At 59.2% G+C, this 19,016-nt stretch carries 20 protein-coding genes; 6 read left to right on the forward strand and 14 right to left on the reverse strand.

Annotated features, from left to right (window positions below; translation table 11 throughout):
* Nucleotides 1-22: 22 nt before the first annotated feature.
* The 4 genes from cysN to AB4N91_RS22185 all read right to left on the reverse strand — a co-directional run bounded on the left by cysN (nt 23) and on the right by AB4N91_RS22185 (nt 4,344).
* On the reverse strand, nt 23-1,921 hold the full coding sequence (gene cysN, locus AB4N91_RS22170; protein ID WP_010463277.1) for a sulfate adenylyltransferase subunit CysN: 1,899 nt from the start codon (nt 1,919-1,921) through the stop codon (nt 23-25).
* A 53-nt stretch (nt 1,922-1,974) separates the two neighbouring features.
* Nucleotides 1,975-2,316, reverse strand: coding sequence for a four helix bundle protein (locus tag AB4N91_RS22175; RefSeq protein WP_010463279.1), 342 nt, complete (start codon nt 2,314-2,316; stop codon nt 1,975-1,977).
* 104 nt (nt 2,317-2,420) lie between these two features.
* Nucleotides 2,421-3,338, reverse strand: coding sequence for a sulfate adenylyltransferase subunit CysD (cysD, locus tag AB4N91_RS22180; RefSeq protein WP_010463281.1), 918 nt, complete (start codon nt 3,336-3,338; stop codon nt 2,421-2,423).
* Between the two features lie 247 nt (nt 3,339-3,585).
* On the reverse strand, nt 3,586-4,344 hold the full coding sequence (locus AB4N91_RS22185) for a Nif3-like dinuclear metal center hexameric protein (protein ID WP_314638213.1): 759 nt from the start codon (nt 4,342-4,344) through the stop codon (nt 3,586-3,588).
* Between the two features lie 102 nt (nt 4,345-4,446).
* Between AB4N91_RS22185 and algW the strand changes: the two genes are divergently transcribed.
* From algW to AB4N91_RS22205, 4 genes are all read left to right on the forward strand, one after another.
* Nucleotides 4,447-5,607 carry a Do family serine endopeptidase AlgW gene (gene algW, locus AB4N91_RS22190; RefSeq protein WP_010463285.1) on the forward strand — a complete coding sequence of 387 codons (1,161 nt, stop codon included), beginning with the start codon at nt 4,447-4,449 and terminating at the stop codon, nt 5,605-5,607.
* Between the two features lie 86 nt (nt 5,608-5,693).
* Nucleotides 5,694-7,799, forward strand: coding sequence for a TonB-dependent siderophore receptor (locus AB4N91_RS22195; RefSeq protein WP_460111781.1), 2,106 nt, complete (start codon nt 5,694-5,696; stop codon nt 7,797-7,799).
* A gap of 12 nt (nt 7,800-7,811) precedes the next feature.
* The gene (locus AB4N91_RS22200; RefSeq protein ID WP_010463290.1) at nt 7,812-8,540 is read left to right on the forward strand and encodes a DUF4198 domain-containing protein; all 729 of its coding nucleotides are present in this window, start codon (nt 7,812-7,814) and stop codon (nt 8,538-8,540) included.
* 279 nt (nt 8,541-8,819) lie between these two features.
* Nucleotides 8,820-9,209 (forward strand): hypothetical protein, encoded by a 390-nt coding sequence (locus tag AB4N91_RS22205; protein WP_172792270.1) that lies wholly within the window; start codon nt 8,820-8,822, stop codon nt 9,207-9,209.
* A gap of 74 nt (nt 9,210-9,283) precedes the next feature.
* Here the strand turns inward: AB4N91_RS22205 and hisC are convergent, their stop codons facing one another.
* The 10 genes from hisC to AB4N91_RS22255 form a co-directional block, all read right to left on the reverse strand.
* The gene (gene hisC / locus AB4N91_RS22210; protein WP_169856353.1) at nt 9,284-10,336 is read right to left on the reverse strand and encodes a histidinol-phosphate transaminase; all 1,053 of its coding nucleotides are present in this window, start codon (nt 10,334-10,336) and stop codon (nt 9,284-9,286) included.
* Between the two features lie 2 nt (nt 10,337-10,338).
* Nucleotides 10,339-11,664 (reverse strand): histidinol dehydrogenase, encoded by a 1,326-nt coding sequence (gene hisD / locus AB4N91_RS22215; RefSeq protein WP_077747426.1) that lies wholly within the window; start codon nt 11,662-11,664, stop codon nt 10,339-10,341.
* Nucleotides 11,665-11,790: 126 nt separating this feature from the next.
* Nucleotides 11,791-12,426 (reverse strand): ATP phosphoribosyltransferase, encoded by a 636-nt coding sequence (gene hisG / locus AB4N91_RS22220; protein WP_007901570.1) that lies wholly within the window; start codon nt 12,424-12,426, stop codon nt 11,791-11,793.
* A gap of 128 nt (nt 12,427-12,554) precedes the next feature.
* Nucleotides 12,555-13,820: a UDP-N-acetylglucosamine 1-carboxyvinyltransferase gene (gene murA / locus AB4N91_RS22225; RefSeq protein ID WP_010463300.1), complete on the reverse strand. Its 1,266-nt coding sequence runs from the start codon at nt 13,818-13,820 to the stop codon at nt 12,555-12,557.
* Nucleotides 13,821-13,842: 22 nt separating this feature from the next.
* Nucleotides 13,843-14,082 (reverse strand): BolA family protein, encoded by a 240-nt coding sequence (locus AB4N91_RS22230; RefSeq protein ID WP_007912386.1) that lies wholly within the window; start codon nt 14,080-14,082, stop codon nt 13,843-13,845.
* 114 nt (nt 14,083-14,196) lie between these two features.
* The gene (locus AB4N91_RS22235; RefSeq protein ID WP_010463303.1) at nt 14,197-14,502 is read right to left on the reverse strand and encodes an STAS domain-containing protein; all 306 of its coding nucleotides are present in this window, start codon (nt 14,500-14,502) and stop codon (nt 14,197-14,199) included.
* Nucleotides 14,499-15,152 carry an MlaC/ttg2D family ABC transporter substrate-binding protein gene (locus tag AB4N91_RS22240; protein WP_010463306.1) on the reverse strand — a complete coding sequence of 218 codons (654 nt, stop codon included), beginning with the start codon at nt 15,150-15,152 and terminating at the stop codon, nt 14,499-14,501. Before AB4N91_RS22240 ends, AB4N91_RS22235 begins: the two co-directional genes overlap by 4 nt.
* Before the next feature lie 11 nt (nt 15,153-15,163).
* The gene (mlaD, locus tag AB4N91_RS22245; RefSeq protein WP_010463308.1) at nt 15,164-15,631 is read right to left on the reverse strand and encodes an outer membrane lipid asymmetry maintenance protein MlaD; all 468 of its coding nucleotides are present in this window, start codon (nt 15,629-15,631) and stop codon (nt 15,164-15,166) included.
* The gene (gene mlaE / locus AB4N91_RS22250) at nt 15,631-16,428 is read right to left on the reverse strand and encodes a lipid asymmetry maintenance ABC transporter permease subunit MlaE (RefSeq protein ID WP_010463310.1); all 798 of its coding nucleotides are present in this window, start codon (nt 16,426-16,428) and stop codon (nt 15,631-15,633) included. Before mlaE ends, mlaD begins: the two co-directional genes overlap by 1 nt.
* The gene (locus AB4N91_RS22255; RefSeq protein WP_010463312.1) at nt 16,428-17,237 is read right to left on the reverse strand and encodes an ATP-binding cassette domain-containing protein; all 810 of its coding nucleotides are present in this window, start codon (nt 17,235-17,237) and stop codon (nt 16,428-16,430) included. Before AB4N91_RS22255 ends, mlaE begins: the two co-directional genes overlap by 1 nt.
* A gap of 277 nt (nt 17,238-17,514) precedes the next feature.
* On the opposite strand from AB4N91_RS22255, the gene AB4N91_RS22260 reads away from it, so the two are divergent.
* Nucleotides 17,515-18,489, forward strand: a complete 975-nt coding sequence (locus AB4N91_RS22260; protein ID WP_010463314.1) for a KpsF/GutQ family sugar-phosphate isomerase — start codon at nt 17,515-17,517, stop codon at nt 18,487-18,489.
* Nucleotides 18,489-19,013: a KdsC family phosphatase gene (locus AB4N91_RS22265; protein ID WP_007941249.1), complete on the forward strand. Its 525-nt coding sequence runs from the start codon at nt 18,489-18,491 to the stop codon at nt 19,011-19,013. The genes AB4N91_RS22260 and AB4N91_RS22265 overlap by 1 nt, the downstream gene beginning before the upstream one ends.
* Nucleotides 19,014-19,016 lie beyond the last annotated feature (3 nt).

Here is a 19,016-nt window from a genome sequence, read left to right on the forward strand (position 1 = left end):
GTTTTTTATTAACGGCTAACGCTTAGATCGCGCCACGCTTACGCAGCAGATCCAGCACTTGCTTGACGCTTTCTTCCAGCGACAGCGACTGGGTGTCGACGATGAGGTCGGCGTCCAGCGGCACGTCATACGGGAAGGAATCGCCCGGGATGTTATCCCCCGCCGCCGCGTACAAGCCTTGCGGATCACGCTCGGCGCAGACCGTCGGCGAGGCCTGGACGTAGACCGTCAGCAGACGCTCCTTGCCGATCAGTTCCCGAGCCTGCTCACGACCTTCAGCACTCGGCGCCACGAAGGCCGCCAGGGTCAACAGACCGGCTTCGTTGAACTGACGCGCAACGTGCGCGGCACGACGCCAGTTTTCGGTACGTCCGGCGCGATCCTGTGGCAGACCTTTGTTCAGGTCGTGACGCAGGTTCTGACCATCAAGGACAAACACCGCACGACCCAAGTCGAACAGTTTGCGTTCAACCGCGTAAGCCAAGGTGCTTTTGCCCGCGCCCGACAAGCCGCTGAACAACACGGTGGCCGGTTGCTGACCGAAACGCTGGGCGCGTTCTTCGGTGGCCACGTGCGCCAGTTTGCCGTGGTGCGTGCTGCTGCCATGCGCCAACGGCTGGGCGATGATCATGCCGGCGGCCACGGTGCCGTTGGTCAAGCGATCGATGACGATGAACGAACCGGTGGTGCGGTTGCTGGCGTAACCGTCCAGTGCGATGGCTGCGTCGAGGCTGACCTTGACCCGACCGATCTCGTTCAGGTTCAACGAGCTGGCAGGACCTTCTTCCAGGGTGTTCACGTCAACACGATTGACGATGCTGGTGATCGAACCCGGCACGTAACTCGTGGCGCGCTTGATGTCGTATTTCTTGCCCGGCAGCATCGGCTCTTCGGCCATCCACACCAGCATGGCGTCGAAAGCATCGGTCACTTGCGGCTGGTTGTCGGCGTGCACCAGCAAGTCGCCGCGAGAGATGTCGATCTCGTCTTCCATGGTCAGCGTCACCGCTTGACCAGGACCTGCGTGTTCCAGCTCACCTTCGAAAGTGACGATGGATTTCACGCGGCTGCTCTTACCCGACGGCAGCACAACGACTTCGTCGCCCTTGTGCACGACGCCGCTGGCCAGAGTGCCGGCGAAACCACGGAAGTTCAGGTTCGGACGGTTGACGTACTGCACCGGGAAACGCAGGTCGGTGTAGTTGCGGTCGTTGGCGATCTCGACGGTCTCGAGAATCTCCATCAGCGACTGGCCGGTGTACCACGGCGAGCGCTCGGACTTGTTCACCACGTTGTCGCCTTTCAATGCCGACATCGGCACGAAGGCCATGGTGGTCGGCTTGAACGCGATGCCTTCGGCGAACTTCAGGTAATCGGCCTTGATCGACTCGAACACGGTTTCGTCGAAGCCGTTGAGGTCCATCTTGTTGATGGCGACCACGATGTGCTTGATGCCCAGCAACGAGGCGATGAAGCTGTGGCGGCGGGTCTGGGTCTGCACGCCGTAGCGGGCGTCGACCAGGATGATCGCCAGGTCACAGGTGGACGCACCGGTGGCCATGTTGCGGGTGTACTGCTCATGGCCGGGGGTGTCGGCGATGATGAATTTACGCTTGGCGGTGGAGAAATAGCGGTAGGCGACATCGATGGTGATGCCCTGCTCACGCTCGGCCTGCAGGCCGTCGACCAGCAACGCCAGGTCGATGTCTTCGCCGGTGGTGCCGACTTTTTTCGAGTCGCGGGTGATGGCTTCCAGGTGATCTTCGTAGATCATCTTGGAGTCGTGCAGCAGGCGCCCGATCAGGGTGCTCTTGCCGTCGTCGACGTTGCCACAGGTCAGAAAGCGCAGCATTTCCTTGCGTTCGTGCTGGCCCAGGTAGGCGAGGATGTCCTCGCTGATCAAATCAGATGCGTGACTCATTGCATTCGAGCTCCAAGCTGTAAGCTTCAAGCGGCAAGCTTGTCGGCGTACAGCTACTCAGAAATTTTGTTGATCAAGCCGCATAGCATTCTTGAAAGCTCGCGGGTTTCTTTAATCCAATCGTCAGCCAGAGGATCAGTAATGTAGGCAATATCACGGCCGATGAGGATCTGAGTGCGCAACTCACCACACGAGGCTTTTGCCACCCAAAGAAAATGTACTTTTTCCTTGGCACCACAACGCTCCATCCCTTCAGCAATATTGGAAGGCACCGATAGTGCGGAGCGGGTAATTTGATCCTTGAAGCCAAAATCCCCACATCTCGCAAACTCCCTGTAGATCCTTACCGCCAAACACTTACTTCTCTGCCAGACAATCAGCTTCTCGAAATCCATTGCGAGTCATCCGATAACGGCTCGCAGCAACCGGCCACAAGCACCAAACTACGAAATTACGCATACCGCCCTTAACTTGCAGCTTGCCGCTTGTAACTCGAAGCTTAAAAGTACCCCTGACGTTTCTTTTCTTCCATCGAGCCTGCGCCATCGTGATCGATGACCCGGCCCTGGCGTTCGGAAGTTCGCGTCAGGAGCATTTCCTGAATGATGTCGGTCAGGCTGGTGGCCTCGGACTCGACCGCACCGGTCAGCGGGTAGTCACCCAGCGTGCGGAAACGGACTTTTTTCTTGACGATGCGCGCCTTGTCTTCGTCGCTCAGGTGATTGAGCAGGCGTTCGTCATCGATCATGATCCAGGTGCCATTCATCTCGATGACGTCGCGTTCAGCGGCGAAATACAGCGGCACGATCGGGATGCCTTCGAGGTAGATGTACTGCCAGATGTCCAGTTCGGTCCAGTTCGACAACGGGAACACACGAATGGATTCGCCCTTGTTGACGTTGCCGTTGTAGACGTTCCACAGTTCCGGGCGCTGGTTTTTCGGGTCCCAGCGGTGCTTGGTGTCACGGAAGGAGTACACGCGCTCTTTGGCACGGGACTTCTCTTCGTCGCGGCGAGCGCCACCGAAAGCGGCGTCGAAGCCGTACTTGTCGAGAGCTTGTTTCAAGCCTTCGGTTTTCATGATGTCGGTGTGCTTGGCACTGCCGTGGGTCAGCGGGTTGATGCCCTGCGCGACGCCATCGGGATTCACGTGTACCAGCAGGTCAAGGCCGAGTTCTTCGACCATGCGGTCGCGGAACGCGTACATCTCCTTGAACTTCCACCGGGTGTCGACGTGCATCACCGGGAATGGCAGTTTGCCCGGGAAGAATGCCTTGCGCGCAAGGTGCAGCATCACGGCGGAGTCTTTACCGACGGAGTACAGCATCACCGGGTTATCGAACTCGGCGGCGACCTCGCGGATGATGTGGATGCTTTCGGCCTCCAGCTGTTTCAGATGCGTCAGTTTGTCGACCATGGCTACTCACGAAAACGATCTTATGGACGGCCAGCGGGCCGTGTTCGAGCGAGGAATCCTAGCACAGCGTCCTCTTCTAATCAGGACGCGAGCTAGATCGAAAGGGTATATGAATATACCCCCTCGTTTGGGCACCAAAGACCCAATGGGAGCGAGCTTGCTCGCGATTGCGGTGTATCTGTCACATCAATGTCGCATGTGATGCAGCGATCGCCAGCAGACTGCCACATTTGATTTTTGGTGGTAATCAGATCGGATTCGGACAATCGATGAAGATGTGCTCAAGGGCAAACCGCCGGGCCAGGTAATCACCCAGCGCCTGCACGCCATAGCGCTCGGTGGCGTGATGGCCGGCGGCGATGAAGCTGATGTCGTTTTCCCGGGCGCTGTGGAAGGTCTGCTCGGACGCCTCACCGCTGATATACAAGTCGACGCCAGCCAGCACGGCCTGATCGATGTAACCCTGGCCGCCACCGGTGCACCAGCCGACCCGGCGGATCATATCGCTGCCTTCGACCAGCAACGGCTCGCGGCCCATGACTTCCTGCACTCGGCGAGCGAAATCACGGGGCGTCATCGGTTCGCTCAACGAGCCAACGAGGCCGACAACCTTGAGATTGTCCGGATCCAGGGGCCCTTCGACCGTGATGTCGAGCTGACGCGCCAGTTGCACGTTGTTACCGACGTCCGGGTGCAGGTCCAGCGGCAAGTGATAGGACAGCAGGCTGATGTCGTGCTTGAGCAGGGTTTTCAACCTACGCTGCTTCATACCGGTGATGCACGGATTCTCGCCTTTCCAGAAATAGCCGTGATGCACCAGCACCAGATCGGCCTGAGCCTCGACCGCGGCGTCCAGCAACGCCTGGCTTGCCGTGACGCCGCTTATGATGCGCATCACCTGCGGCCGACCTTCGACCTGCAAGCCGTTGGGGCAGTAATCGGCAATCCTGGCACTGTTTAGGTAACGGTCGGCTTCTTCGACCAGGGTGCTCAAGGCGACGGCCATAAAAGACTCCTAAATATCCCGTTCAGAGGCGAGCTGCGCCTCGTATAATGCGCGACATTATGGGCGGTCTCATGCCGCCTGCAACCTCTCAGGACGTGCTTAATGCTCAAGGCGCTGCGTTTTTCCGGCTGGCCGCTGTTGGCCGGCGTGCTTATCGCTCTGTTGATCATCCAGCGTTACCCGCAGTGGGTCGGGCTTCCGAGCCTCGACGTCAACCTGCAGCAAGCCCCGCAAACCACCACGACGCAGCAAGGTCCGGTGTCCTATGCCGACGCGGTCACCATCGCCGCGCCGTCGGTGGTGAACCTGTACACCACCAAAGTCATCAACAAACCGAACCATCCCTTGTTTGAAGACCCGCAGTTCCGACGCTTCTTCGGCGACAACTCGCCCAAACAGAAGCGCATGGAGTCGAGCCTGGGTTCCGGGGTGATCATGAGTCCGGAAGGTTATTTGCTGACCAATAACCATGTCACCAGCGGCGCCGACCAGATCGTGGTAGCGCTCAAGGATGGTCGCGAAACCCTGGCCCGCGTCATCGGCAGCGACCCGGAAACCGACCTCGCGGTGCTGAAGATTGATCTGAAAAACCTGCCGTCGATCACCGTCGGTCGCTCCGACAACATCCGCATCGGTGACGTCGCCCTGGCCATCGGCAACCCGTTCGGCGTCGGTCAGACCGTGACCATGGGCATCATCAGCGCCACTGGCCGTAACCAGTTGGGCCTGAACAACTACGAAGATTTCATCCAGACCGACGCTGCGATCAACCCCGGTAACTCCGGCGGTGCGCTGGTGGATGCCAACGGCAATCTGACCGGCATCAACACGGCGATCTTCTCCAAGTCCGGCGGCTCGCAAGGCATCGGTTTTGCGATCCCGGTCAAACTGGCCATGGAAGTGATGAAGTCGATCATCGAACACGGGCAGGTGATTCGCGGCTGGCTCGGCATCGAAGTGCAACCGTTGAGTCAGGAACTGGCGGAGTCGTTTGGTCTGTCGGGGCGCCCGGGCATTGTGGTCGCAGGGATTTTCCGTGACGGTCCGGCGCAGAAGGCTGGCCTGCAATTGGGTGACGTGATCCTCAGCATCGACGGCGAACCGGCCGGTGATGGTCGGCGTTCGATGAATCAGGTCGCACGAATCAAACCGACCGACAAGGTCACCATTCAGGTGATGCGCAACGGCAAAGAACTCAAGCTCACGGCTGAGATCGGCCTGCGTCCGCCGCCGGCGCCGGTTAAAGAGAAAGAAGAAAACTGACCCTGGTCCGAGGATCTCTGGCTAACAGCAGACATTCTCATTAGGCATGTTATATTGTTTCAATATCACTATTGGAACAACATAACATGTCGTCTCGCACAATGGCTTCCGTGGCAGGTCTTGCCCTCGGCCTGCTGGTGGATCCGGTCTTCGCCGAAGAGCCCGGCACCCTCGAACTGGACGCCATCAGCGTCACCTCCGACTACGAATCGCCCACCGGCCCGGTCCAGGGCTACCGTGCCACGCGGTCTGCCAGCGCGACCAAAACCGATACCGCGATCCGCGACATCCCGCAATCCATCAGCGTGATTCCCGTCAGTGTGCTCAATGACCTGGGCAGCACCAGTGTCGAGCGCGCCCTGGATTTTGCTGGCGGTGTATCGAAGCAGAACAACTTCGGAGGCCTGACGCTTTACGAATACAGCGTGCGCGGCTTTACCACCTCGGAATTCTACAAGGACGGCTTCAGCGCCAACCGGGGTTATCCGAGCACCCCGGACGTCGCTAACATCGAGCGCATCGAAGTGCTCAAAGGACCCGCCGCCAGTCTCTACGGGCGCGGCGATCCGGGCGGCACGGTGAACATCGTCACCAAGAAACCCCAGCCCGAAGCATTCACCACCCTGCAAACCAGCGCCGGCAGTTGGGACCGCTATCGCACCGCCCTCGACGTCAACACGCCGCTGGATGACGACGCCAACGTGCTGTCGCGAATCAACCTGGCCGTCGAGGACAACCACAGCTTCCGCGATCACGTCGACAGCCAGCGAGTGTTTGTCGCGCCCTCCTTCAGTTGGCAACTGAACCCGGACACCAGCCTCTTGGTGGAGAGCGAATTCGTCCGTCACAGCTCCACGTTCGATCGCGGCATCGTCGCGCCGAACAACAAATGGAGTGGCGTGTCCCGTTCGACGTTCCTTGGCGAACCCAATGACGGCAACATCGACAACCACAACAACCTGCTGCAAGCAGCCCTCGAACACCATCTCAATGACAACTGGAAGCTGCGCCTGGCCAGCCATTACAAGGAAGGCAAACTCTGGGGCTACGCTTCCGAAAGTCGCCCGCTGAATGCCGACGGCCACACTGTGAATCGGCGCTATCGCGAGCGCGACACAAACTGGCACGACAGCATCACCCAACTCGAATTGCGCGGTCTGTTCGACCTCGGCAGTTGGCAGCACGAACTGCTGATTGGCAGCGAGTATGAAAACTTCCGCAAGAACGAACGGGTCACGACCATTGCCGGCGGCCCCTACGCTATCGACATTTATCAGCCCGTCTACGGTCAGCCGAAACCCAACGGCAAGCGCTCCGGCACCGACCTTTTTGAACACGTCGAAAGCCGGGCGCTGAACCTCCAGGACCAGATTGTCTTCACCGACAAACTGCGCGGCATGCTCGGTGCACGCTTAGAACATTTCGAGCAAAGCATCGACGATCACAGCCGCGGTGCCACCAGCCGCCAGAGCCACGACGCACTGACCCAACGGGCCGGCCTGCTTTATCAGCTGACACCCGAAGTCGGGCTGTTCGCCAACGCCTCCACCTCGTTCAAGCCGAACAACGGCCTGGACGCTGGCGGCCAATCCTTCGACCCGGAAGAAGGCGTCGGTTACGAAGTCGGGATCAAGAGCGAGCTGTTCGACGACCGCTTGAGCACCACCCTCGCCGCCTTCCATATTGAAAAGGAAAACGTCCTTGCACTAGACCCGGGCACGGACACCAGCCGCGCCATGGGCAAGGCCCGCAGCCAGGGATTCGACCTGCAAGTCACCGGGCAAGTGACCGACGCCGTGCGGGTGATCGGTGCCTTCGCCTACATCGACGCCGAGGTCACCGAGGGCGACAAGGTAATTCCCACCGGCAGCCGAATCCTCGGCGTCGCCAAGCGCAGCGGCAGCCTGCTGGGCGTTTATGAATTTCAGGATGGCCATTTACGAGGCTCCGACGTCGGCGCGGCGTTCACTTACGTCGGCGATCGTTCAGGCGAATCCGGCAGCGATTTCGAGCTGCCGTCCTACCACACCGTCGACCTTCTGGCCCATTACAAGGCCAGCAAAAACGTCACTGTCGGCCTGAACCTGAACAACCTTTTCGACGAGAAATACTACGAGCGCTCCTACAGCAATTACTGGGTCAACCCCGGTGAGCCGCGCAATTTCACCGTCAGCCTCACACTCAATCTGTAAAAGGAAGTTCCCATGCAAAACCTCAAACCCGCACTGCTCAGCCTGCTGCTCGGCCTGTTGTTTACCGGCCAGGTCTCGGCCCATGGTCTCTGGACCGAACAGCGTCGCGGCAACATCGAAGTGATTTACGGCCACGGCGCCGAAGACAACGCCTTCAAGGCACAAAAAATCAGCGGCGCCTGGGCTTATGACGTCAACGGCAAAATGATCCCGGTGACCGTCCAGCGCCTGGCCGATCACGCACGTCTGCAACCGCTGAAGCCGCCTGCCGTGATGGCGGTGGCGCTGGACAACGGCATGTGGTCGCAAACGGCGGATAAAAAATGGATCAACGAAGGACGCAGCAAAGTGCCGGGGGCCATCGAGTCGACACAGACGTTCAAATACAGCCTGGCGATTTATCAGCCTGGGGCGAAGTTACCCAAGCTTGATCAGATGAAACTGCTGATTCTGCCGGAGGTTGATCCTCTGACGGTCGGACCGGGCAAGTTGCTGCCCGTGCAGGTGTTATTGGATGGGAAGCCGGCGGCGGGGGTGAAGTTGATTGGCGACTATCGAAGTGCGCCGAATACGTTGAGTACCGAGACAGATAAGGACGGGCGTGCGCAGGTGGTGGTGCGTAATGAAGGGTTGAACGTGATTTCGGCGCAGATGGAGATCGTGCTGAAGGACAATCCGGATGTGGCGACGCGGGGGGTGTTCAGTTCGCTGACGTTTCTGGGCGAACCGCATCACGAGTAACCCTCTGTAGGGGCGCACGGTGCGGCGGTCCGACTTGCCCGTGGAGAACGATGGCGTGGCGTAACAGCTAAATCGCGTCAGGGTTCTTCGCGGCCAGAACTATTTTCCTGCCACACCTGAAGTATTTGATATTCAAGAACAGAAACTTATTCCAAATAAAGCTAATGAACTGTCATTTATGACAGTACCTTTCGAAAGCTCCCGTCGTTAACGTTAATACCGCAGGAGGAATGACGCTTTTGTCTTCCACTCTTAATTTGACCGAAGGGAGCTTTATTCATGGCCACACAAAAATCCAAGAAGGACTCAGGTACTTTTACTGCAAAGATTGTTACCAACTTTGTTGCAACCAACGTTACGCTTCACAAGTTTACCGGAGTAACTCCTGGCGGATATATCAGCGGGGAAAAAGACAAAGGTACAATTTATATCGGATTTCCGCCTGGAATCGGCGACGATCAGCGAGTAACAAAACAATACCCAGACGATTTCACCGATAATTATATGGAGTGGACCTTCCATGATGGTGAGAACAAACACCAGGTTAAAACCGGTTGGATAACAGTGACATTCACCGAGAACATGAAAAACGCCAAAGGTGAATTTGAATGCAGCATAGATGATCCATCGCCCCGGACGATTACGGGCGAGTTTGACATTCAAGGCTGATCCTTCACCTCAAACGCATTGATCGGTGCTCACTATACCGAGCCCGATCAGTGCACCCATTACCGACCGACGTCTTACAAATTCCCCAAACCATCAATCAGTGCCTGGTTCTGTTCCGGCGTGCCGATGGAAATCCGCAGGAATTGGGCAATCCTCTCTTGCTTGAAGTGCCGGACGATCACGCCTTGCTCGCGCAATTTCGCCGCCAGCCCGGCCGCGTCGTGCTTTGGATGACGGGCAAAAATGAAGTTCGCCGCCGACGGCAGCACTTCAAAGCCCTTCGCTTCAAGTTGCGCAACCACCCACTCACGATGCTCGATGACCAACCGGCACGTCTTGTCGAAGTACTCGCGATCCTCGAACGCCGCCGCCGCCCCGACATTTGCCAGGCGATCCAGCGGATAGGAGTTGAAGCTGTTCTTGATCCGCTCCAGCGCCTCGATCAAATCCGGATGCCCCACCGCCAGGCCCACACGCAGGCCGGCCAGCGAGCGGGATTTGGACAAGGTCTGAGTCACCAGCAGGTTCGGATAACGGTCCACCAGGCTGATCGCCGTCTCGCCACCGAAGTCGATGTAGGCCTCATCCACCACAACCACCGAATCCGGGCTGGCCTTGAGGATTTGCTCAACCGCGTCCAGTGCCAGCAGGCAACCCGTCGGTGCGTTCGGGTTCGGGAAGATGATCCCGCCGTTTGGTCGGGCGTAGTCCGCCGGGTTGATCTGGAACTGCTCGTCCAGCGGCACCGCGTCGAACTGGATGCCATACAACCCGCAGTAGACCGGATAGAAGCTGTAGCTGATGTCCGGGAACAGCACCGCTTTGTCGTGTTGCAGCAAGCCGTGGAAGATGTGCGCCAGGACTTCATCGGAACCGTTGCCGAGGAACACCTGGTTGGTCTGCACGCCGTAATACGTAGCCACGGCGTTTTTCAGCAGATCGCTGTTCGGGTCCGGGTACAGACGCAGGTTGTCGTTGAGTTCGGTCTGCATCGCCGCCAGCGCTTTTGGCGATGGGCCGTAAGGATTTTCGTTGGTGTTGAGCTTCACCAGTTTCGCCAGTTTCGGCTGCTCGCCCGGCACGTAAGGCACCAGATCCTTGACGAACGGGCTCCAGAATTTACTCATGTTCAGTTCCCCTTTTGCTCATCAACAATGCGGTATTCGGCGCTGCGGGCGTGGGCAGTCAGCGACTCGCCACGGGCCAGCACGGAAGCGGTCTTGCCCAGTTCGGACGCACCCTGCTCGGAGCAGAAGATGATCGACGAGCGTTTCTGGAAGTCGTACACACCCAGCGGCGAAGAGAACCGCGCGGTGCCGGACGTCGGCAACACGTGGTTCGGGCCTGCGCAGTAATCGCCCAGGGCTTCGGAGGTGTGACGGCCCATGAAGATCGCGCCGGCGTGACGGATCAGCGGCAGCCAGGCTTGCGGATCGGCGACCGACAACTCCAGGTGTTCCGGCGCGATGCGGTTGGCCACTTCGATGGCCTGCTCCATGTCGCGAACCTTGATCAACGCACCACGGCCATTGATCGAGGTTTCGATGATCTGGGCGCGCTCCATGGTCGGCAGCAATTTGGCGATGCTGGCCGCGACCTTGTCGAGGAACTCGGCGTCCGGGCTGACCAGAATCGCCTGGGCGTCTTCGTCGTGCTCGGCCTGGGAGAACAGGTCCATGGCGATCCAGTCCGGATCGGTATGGCCATCGCACACCACGAGGATTTCCGACGGACCGGCGATCATGTCGATGCCGACCTGGCCGAACACATGGCGCTTGGCGGTGGCGACATAGATATTGCCCGGGCCAACCACCTTGTCGACCTTCGGCACGCTTTCGGTACCGTAAGCCAATGCGGCAACCGCTTGCGCACCGCCGATAGTGAAAACGCGGTCAACACCGGCGATGCACGCCGCCGCCAGCACCAGTTCGTTGATTTCACCGCGCGGCGTCGGCACCACCATGACCACTTCGGTCACGCCGGCGACCTTGGCCGGAATTGCATTCATCAACACGGAGGATGGGTACGACGCCTTGCCGCCCGGGACGTACAGACCGGCGCGATCCAGTGGCGTGACCTTCTGGCCCAGCACCGTGCCATCAGCTTCGGTGTAGGTCCAGGAATCCTGTTTCTGTTTTTCGTGGTAGCTGCGCACGCGGGCCGCGGCTTTTTCCAGCGCTTCACGCTGAGGCACGGTGATGCGGGTCAGGGCCAGTTCCAGGCGTTCGCGCGGCAGGATCAGATCCGCCATGGACGCAACGTCCAGGCCGTCGAACTGCCGGGTGAAGTCCACCAGCGCTGCGTCGCCACGCTCGCGCACGGCTTTGATGATGTCCAGCACTCGCTGATTGACCGAGTCGTCAGACACACTTTCCCAGCTCAGCAGATGATCCAGATGATGCGCGAAATCCGGGTCAGCAGCATTGAGTCGGCGAATTGCAGTCGGTGCGGTCATAGCGAGAGCCTCATAGGAATGGCAAAAACTCAGGCGCCCTAACTTAGCAGTCGTTTCCGCTTGGGCACCTGAGAATTCTGGCTATGAGGCGGATAGACGGGCGCGACTTAACGTCGCGCAGGTGAATCAGCCGCGGTGTCGAGACTCCACTGCCTTGCGCAGGGTGTCGATCAACGCCTGGATACGGGCGTGCTGCATTTTCATCGACGCTTTGTTGACGATCAGCCGGGAGCTGATGTCAGCGATGAAATCCTGGGGTTCCAGGCCATTGGCACGCAAGGTGTTACCGGTGTCGACCACGTCGATAATCTTGTCCGCCAGACCGATCAGCGGCGCCAGCTCCATCGAGCCGTAGAGCTTGATGATGTCGACCTGACGGCCCTGCTCGGCGTAGTAACGCTTGGCAACGTTGACGAACTTGGTCGCTACCCGCAGGCGGCCCTTGGGTTCGACATCACCGACACGGCCGGCGGTCATCAGCTTGCAGAGGGCAATTCGCAAGTCCAGCGGTTCGTAAAGACCCTGGCCACCATATTCCATCAGCACATCTTTACCGGCGACGCCCAGGTCCGCGGCACCATGCTCGACGTAGGTCGGCACATCGGTGGCGCGCACGATCAGCAGGCGCACGTCGGCCTGGGTCGTGGGGATAATCAACTTGCGGCTCTTGTCCGGATTCTCGGTCGGCACGATGCCCGCTTCAGCCAGAAGCGGCAGGGTGTCGTCAAGGATGCGGCCCTTGGACAGTGCGATGGTCAACATGGGAAACGTCAGTCCTTATCAGGCTACTGATGCCCGGTCGCAAACGGCGCCGGACACACATCGAGCCAGAAACTGGCTCGACTTGAAACAAATTCAACGGGCGCGTCCCTGCGCCCATGCAGCAGAAACTAGCCTGGTACGCGGCGAATCTTGGCGCCGAGCATCTGCAGTTTCTCTTCGATGCACTCGTAACCACGGTCGATGTGGTAGATGCGGTCGATCAGGGTGTCGCCTTCGGCGATCAGTGCCGAGATTACCAGGCTGGCCGAAGCACGCAGGTCGGTGGCCATCACTGGCGCGCCTTTCAGCTTTTCGGTACCGGTGACGATGGCCGTGTTGCCTTCGACCTGGATCTTGGCGCCCATGCGGTGCAGCTCGTAAACGTGCATGAAGCGGTTTTCGAAGATCGTCTCGATCACGGCGCCCGTGCCTTCGGCAATGGCGTTGAGGGAGATGAACTGCGCCTGCATGTCGGTCGGGAACGCCGGGTACGGAGCGGTCCGCACGTTGACGGCTTTTGGCCGCTTGCCGTGCATGTTCAGCTCGATCCAGTCTTCGCCGCAGGTGATTTCCGCGCCCGATTCCTTGAGTTTCTCAAGAACCGCTTCGAGGATGGTCGGATCAGTGTCCTTGACCTTCACGCGACCGCCGGTGACGGCTGCCGCCACCAGGTAGGTGCCGGTTTCAATACGGTCAGGCATCACTTTGTAGGTGGTCGGGTGCAGACGCTCAACGCCATCGATGGTGATGGTGTCGGTGCCGGCGCCAGTGATCTTGGCACCCATGGCAATCAGGAAGTTCGCCAGGTCGATGACTTCAGGTTCGCGAGCGGCGTTCTGCAACACGCTGCGGCCCTTGGCCAGGGCGGCGGCCATCATGATGTTTTCGGTACCGGTCACGCTGACGGTGTCGAAGAAGAAGTGCGCACCGCGCAAGCCGCCTTCTGGCGCCTTGGCCTTGATGTAGCCGCCTTCGACGTCGATGACCGCGCCCATGGCTTCGAGACCACGGATGTGCAGGTCAACCGGACGCGAACCAATGGCGCAACCGCCAGGCAGGGCGACTTCGGCTTCACCGAAACGGGCAACCATCGGGCCCAGCACCAGGATCGATGCGCGCATGGTTTTCACCAGCTCATACGGTGCGATCAGGGTCTTGATGGTGCGCGGGTCGATTTCGACGCTGAGCTTCTCGTCGATCACCGGCTCAATGCCCATGCGGCCGAACAGCTCGATCATGGTGGTGATGTCGTGCAGGTGCGGCAGGTTGGCAACCGTTACCGGGCCATCGCACAGCAGGGTTGCAGCCAGGATCGGCAGGGCAGAGTTCTTCGCCCCGGAGATGCGGATTTCGCCATCAAGACGAACGCCGCCAGTAATAATCAATTTATCCATAAGAATCTCGACGCCCTTGGGCTCAGGTGCGCTCGGCCCAGGCCGCGCTGCTGAAAAATTTCATAGTGACCGCATGGATGCTGCCATCGGTGATCCATGGGTTCAAATGGGCATAGATCTGCTGCTGACGCTTCACCGGGCTTAACGCCGCCAGTTCATCGCTAATCACGTTCAGCTGGAAATTGCAGCCTTCGCCCTCAACTTCTACCAACGTTCCGGGCAGCTTTCCTTCAAGGAAGCTCTTCACTTCTACGGCCTGCATGCTCAACCTCAATCGGCGCCCTGTGCGCGCGGGTCGGACATCATACAAAAAAGCCCCGCGCCTGCGAACCCCGCGAAGCAGGACTCTGACGGGGGGCTTCTTTATAGATGCTGGTTAGGGATGCGCCAACAGCTCGGTCAATTCGCTGACCTGAGCGATTTCACGCATGTCTTCTGGCATTCCGCGGATGCTCAGCGCCTTGCCGGCCGCCTCTGCATCGCGCATGAAGCACAGCAGCAGGGACAAGCCTACGCTGCTGGACTTCAACACTGCCGAACAATCAACCACCAGTTCGGCGGCCTTGCTGGACTTGATCAACGCCTGCCCCTGCTTGCGCAGACCAGGGCCGGTGCGGTAATCCAGCATGCCGCTCAGTCGCAGCTCGCCGGTTTCGCTCATGCGAATGGCCGACACACTCATTGGGCAGACTTCTCGGAGGCGTCTGCGGTTTTATCCTTGGCCTTGGCGACTTCCCCGGCCCAACCGTTGATGGTCTTGTCCAGGTCATTGCCATTGCGCTGCATCGCATCGGCGAACTGATCGCGGAACAGCTTGCCGATATTGATGCCGTTGATGATCACGTTGCGCAGTTTCCACTCGCCGTTGATTTTCTCGAGAGTGTAAGACACAGGATAGATCGAGCCGTTGGAGCCTTTGACCGTCATGGCAACGCTGGTACGGTCTCCGGACTCATCCTTGGCAGGGTCGACGGTGATGCCCTGATTGTTGTACTCGAGCAAGGCGTTGCCATAGAACTGGAACAGACCTCTCTTGAAGTTTTCTTCGAAGGTCTTCATCTGCGCCGGCGTTGCTTTGCGCGAGTATTTGACCGTCATGATGCTTTTGGAAATGCCCTCGGCATCCACGACCGGCCCGACGATGGTGTTCAGCGCCGTGTAAAAGTCTTGTGGGTCCTGCTTGTACTTCTCTTTGTTGGCCGACAGGTCTGCAAGCAACCGAGTCGTGGTGTCCTGCACGATTTCGTGCGCTGAGGGCGCTGCCACGGCGTTAGCCATCAACGGCAGGGCCGCGAGTAATACCAACAGGCCACGTCGCAAGGTAGAGATCATTCAAAAGCTCCTCATTTGGCGTCTTTGCTAACGGTATTGAGCAGGAATTTACCGATCAGGTCCTCGAGCACCAGCGACGACTGGGTGTCGTGGATGGTTCCACCATCCTTGAGCAAGCCTTCTTCGCCGCCCACGCTGATACCGATGTACTTCTCGCCCAACAGGCCAGCGGTCAGGATAGATGCAGTGGAGTCGGTCGGCAGGTTATCTACGCGCTTTTCCAGCTGCATCGTCACTCGACCGGTGAAACTGTCGCGGTCCAGATCGATCGCCGTGACCTTGCCGATGGTCACACCGGCCATGGTCACTTTAGCTCTGACCGTCAAACCGGCGATATTGTCGAAATATGCATAAAGTTTATAAGTATCGGTGGTGGCACTTGGGGACAGGCCACTGACCCGCAACGCTAGCAACAGCAAAGCCAGGATGCCAGCCAGCAAGAAAAGGCCGACACCGATTTCCAGGGTGCGGTTTTGCATCAGAAATCTCCAAACATCAAGGCGGTCAAAATAAAGTCCAGGCCGAGCACAGCCAAAGAGGCGTACACCACGGTCTTGGTAGTGGCACGACTGATCCCCTCGGAAGTGGGCTCGCAGTCATAGCCTTGGAATACGGCGATCCAGGTCACGACGAAGGCAAAGACGATGCTCTTGATGATGCCGTTGAGCACATCATCGGTGAACGTCACGCTGTTCTGCATGTTGGACCAGTAGGAACCTTCATAGACACCCAGCCAGTCGACAGCCACCCACGAACCGCCCCAGATACCCACCACGCTGAAAATCATCGCCAGCACTGGCAGGGAAATGAAGCCGGCCCACAGGCGCGGGGCAATGATGTATTTGAGCGGGTCGACGCCAATCATTTCCAGACTGGACAACTGTTCGGTGGACTTCATGTTGCCGATTTCGGCGGTCAGCGCCGAACCTGCACGCCCGGCGAACAGCAGTGCCGTGACCACGGGGCCGAGTTCGCGCAACAGCGTCAGCGCAACCATCTGCCCCACCGCCTGCTCCGAACCGTAGCTGGACAGGATGTTGAAGCCTTGCAGCGCCAGCACCATGCCGATGAACACCCCGGAGACCACAATGATCACCAGGGACATCACGCCCACCGAATGCAGTTGCTTGATCAGCAGGCCAAAGCCGCCGCCGATACCACCGCGACCGAGCAAGGCATGAAACAGGAAAATCGCCGAACGGCCGAACACCGCCAGCACATCGATGCCGGCATGGCCGAACCGACGCACGCGTTCCAATAGTGAAATCTTGCGCATCAACGCTTCCCCAGAAGATCTGCGCGGTAATCCGTCGCTGGAAAGTGGTATGCGACCGGACCGTCGGGATCGCCGGTCATGAATTGACGAATCCGCGGTTCCTGCGAGTTCATCAGCTCCTCGGGAGTGCCCTGCCCCAACACCTGGCCGTCGCCCACCACATAGATGTAGTCGGCGATGCTGGCGGTCTCGGCCAGATCATGGGAGACCACGATACTGGTGATGCCCAACGCATCGTTGAGCAAGCGGATCAGGCGCACCAACACGCCCATGGCGATAGGGTCCTGGCCGACAAAGGGTTCGTCATACATGAGGATCTGCGGATCGAGGGCAATCGCCCGCGCCAGCGCGACACGGCGCTTCATGCCACCGGACAGTTCGTCGGGCATCAGCTCGATGGCACCACGCAACCCCACGGCCTGCAATTTGAGCAGGACGATGTCACGGATCATTTCTTCCGGCAGCTCGGTATGAACGCGCAGCGGAAAGGCGACGTTCTCGAACACGTCGAGGTCGGTAAACAGCGCGCCGCTCTGGAACAGCACACCCATATGCTTGCGCGCATCGAACAGATCGCTGCGCGACAGCTTTGGCAGGTTCTGGCCATTGACCCAGACTTCGCCCTTGGTGGGCCGCAACTGTGCGCCCATCAACCGCAACAGCGTGGTCTTGCCACACCCGGAAGGCCCCATGATGCCGGTGACCTTGCCGCGCGGGATACGGATATCGACGTTATTGAAAATGCTGCGCGCACCGCGCTTGAAGGACAGTCCCTTCAGCTCGACCGCGTAGGCGTTATCGGCACTCATCTAAACTCCTTGCGATGCAGCCTCACACTCGGACGCCTGTCTTTCTGACGAAAGCACATACCTCCCCGGGCAGGCCGAACTGGCGGCGAACTATATCACTGCAAAGGCCAAGCGCCCAAGGCCCACGCCGGCCCATGTTCAGCAACTTGACAGGCAAAAAGCCTTGTTCAGAAGGGATTCAGTAACAGGGAATGACAAAGCGTGACGAACTTGCGTGAGGGTTTTGATCATTACCGCTATAATCGCCGCCTTTTCATCAGGCTATACGATTTCTGACATGAGCCAATCCAGCGACCTGATTCAATCTGCACAACGCACCATCCGCCTCGAACTGGAAGCCGTACAAGGCTTGCTGCCCCATATCGACGCAGATTTTGTACGCGCTTGCGAGATGATTCTGGACAGCAAAGGCCGCGTGGTCGTGGTCGGCATGGGCAAATCGGGGCACATCGGCAACAAGATCGCCGCCACCCTGGCCAGCACCGGCACCACGGCCTTTTTCGTGCACCCGGCCGAAGCCAGCCACGGCGACATGGGCATGATCACCCGCGACGACATCATCCTCGCGCTGTCGAACTCCGGCTCCACCAATGAAATCGTCACCCTGCTGCCCCTGATCAAGCGTCTGGGCATCAAATTGATCAGCGTGACCGGCAACCCGGACTCGCCGCTGGCCAAGGCCGCCGAGGTCAACCTCAACGTTCACGTAGAGCACGAAGCCTGCCCGCTGAACCTGGCACCGACCTCGTCGACCACCGCCGCGCTGGTCATGGGCGATGCCCTGGCCGTGGCGCTGCTGGAAGCCCGGGGCTTTACCGCTGAAGACTTCGCCTTTTCCCATCCAGGCGGCGCGCTGGGTCGACGCCTGCTGCTGAAAGTCGAAAACGTCATGCATGCTGGCCAGGAGCTGCCGCAGGTTCAGCGCGGTACGCTGCTCAAGGATGCGTTGATGGAAATGACTCGCAAGGGTCTGGGCATGACCGTGATCCTGGAAGCCGATGGCAAACTGGCCGGGATCTTCACCGACGGTGACTTGCGCCGCACACTGGACCGCAGCATCGACATCCACAGCGCCACCATCGATCAGGTCATGACCGCGCACGGCAAGACTGCTCGCGCCGAGATGCTCGCCGCCGAAGCCCTGAAAATCATGGAAGACCACAAGATCAACGCACTGGTCGTGGTCGACAGCGAAGACCGCCCGGTCGGCGCCTTGAACATGCACGACTTGCTGCGTGCGGGAGTAATGTAATGAGCACGGACCTGCTGCAACGCGGCAAACAGATCAAACTCGCGGTATTCGACGTCGACGGCGTGCTGACCGACGGGCGCCTGTACTTTCTCGAAGACGGCAGCGAATTCAAGACGTTCAACACCCTCGACGGTCAAGGCATCAAGATGTTGATGGCAGCCGGCGTGCAGACCGCTATCATCAGCGGCCGCAAGACCCCGGTGGTCGAACGGCGGGCGAAGAACCTCGGCATTCCACACCTTTACCAGGGTCGTGAAGACAAACTGGTGGTGCTCGACGAACTTCTTGCCCAACTCAACCTAAGCTATGAACAGGTCGCCTACCTGGGCGACGACTTGCCGGACCTGCCGGTGATTCGCCGCGTGGGTCTGGGCATGGCCGTAGCAAACGCTGCCAGCTTCGTGCGTGAACACGCCCATGGCATCACCCTGGCCCGTGGTGGCGAGGGTGCCGCTCGCGAATTCTGTGAATTGATCCTGCGCGCCCAGGGCCGCCTCGATGCGGCCAACGCCGCGTACCTGTGAGCC

The organism is Pseudomonas sp. H3_D04, from assembly GCF_054669175.1.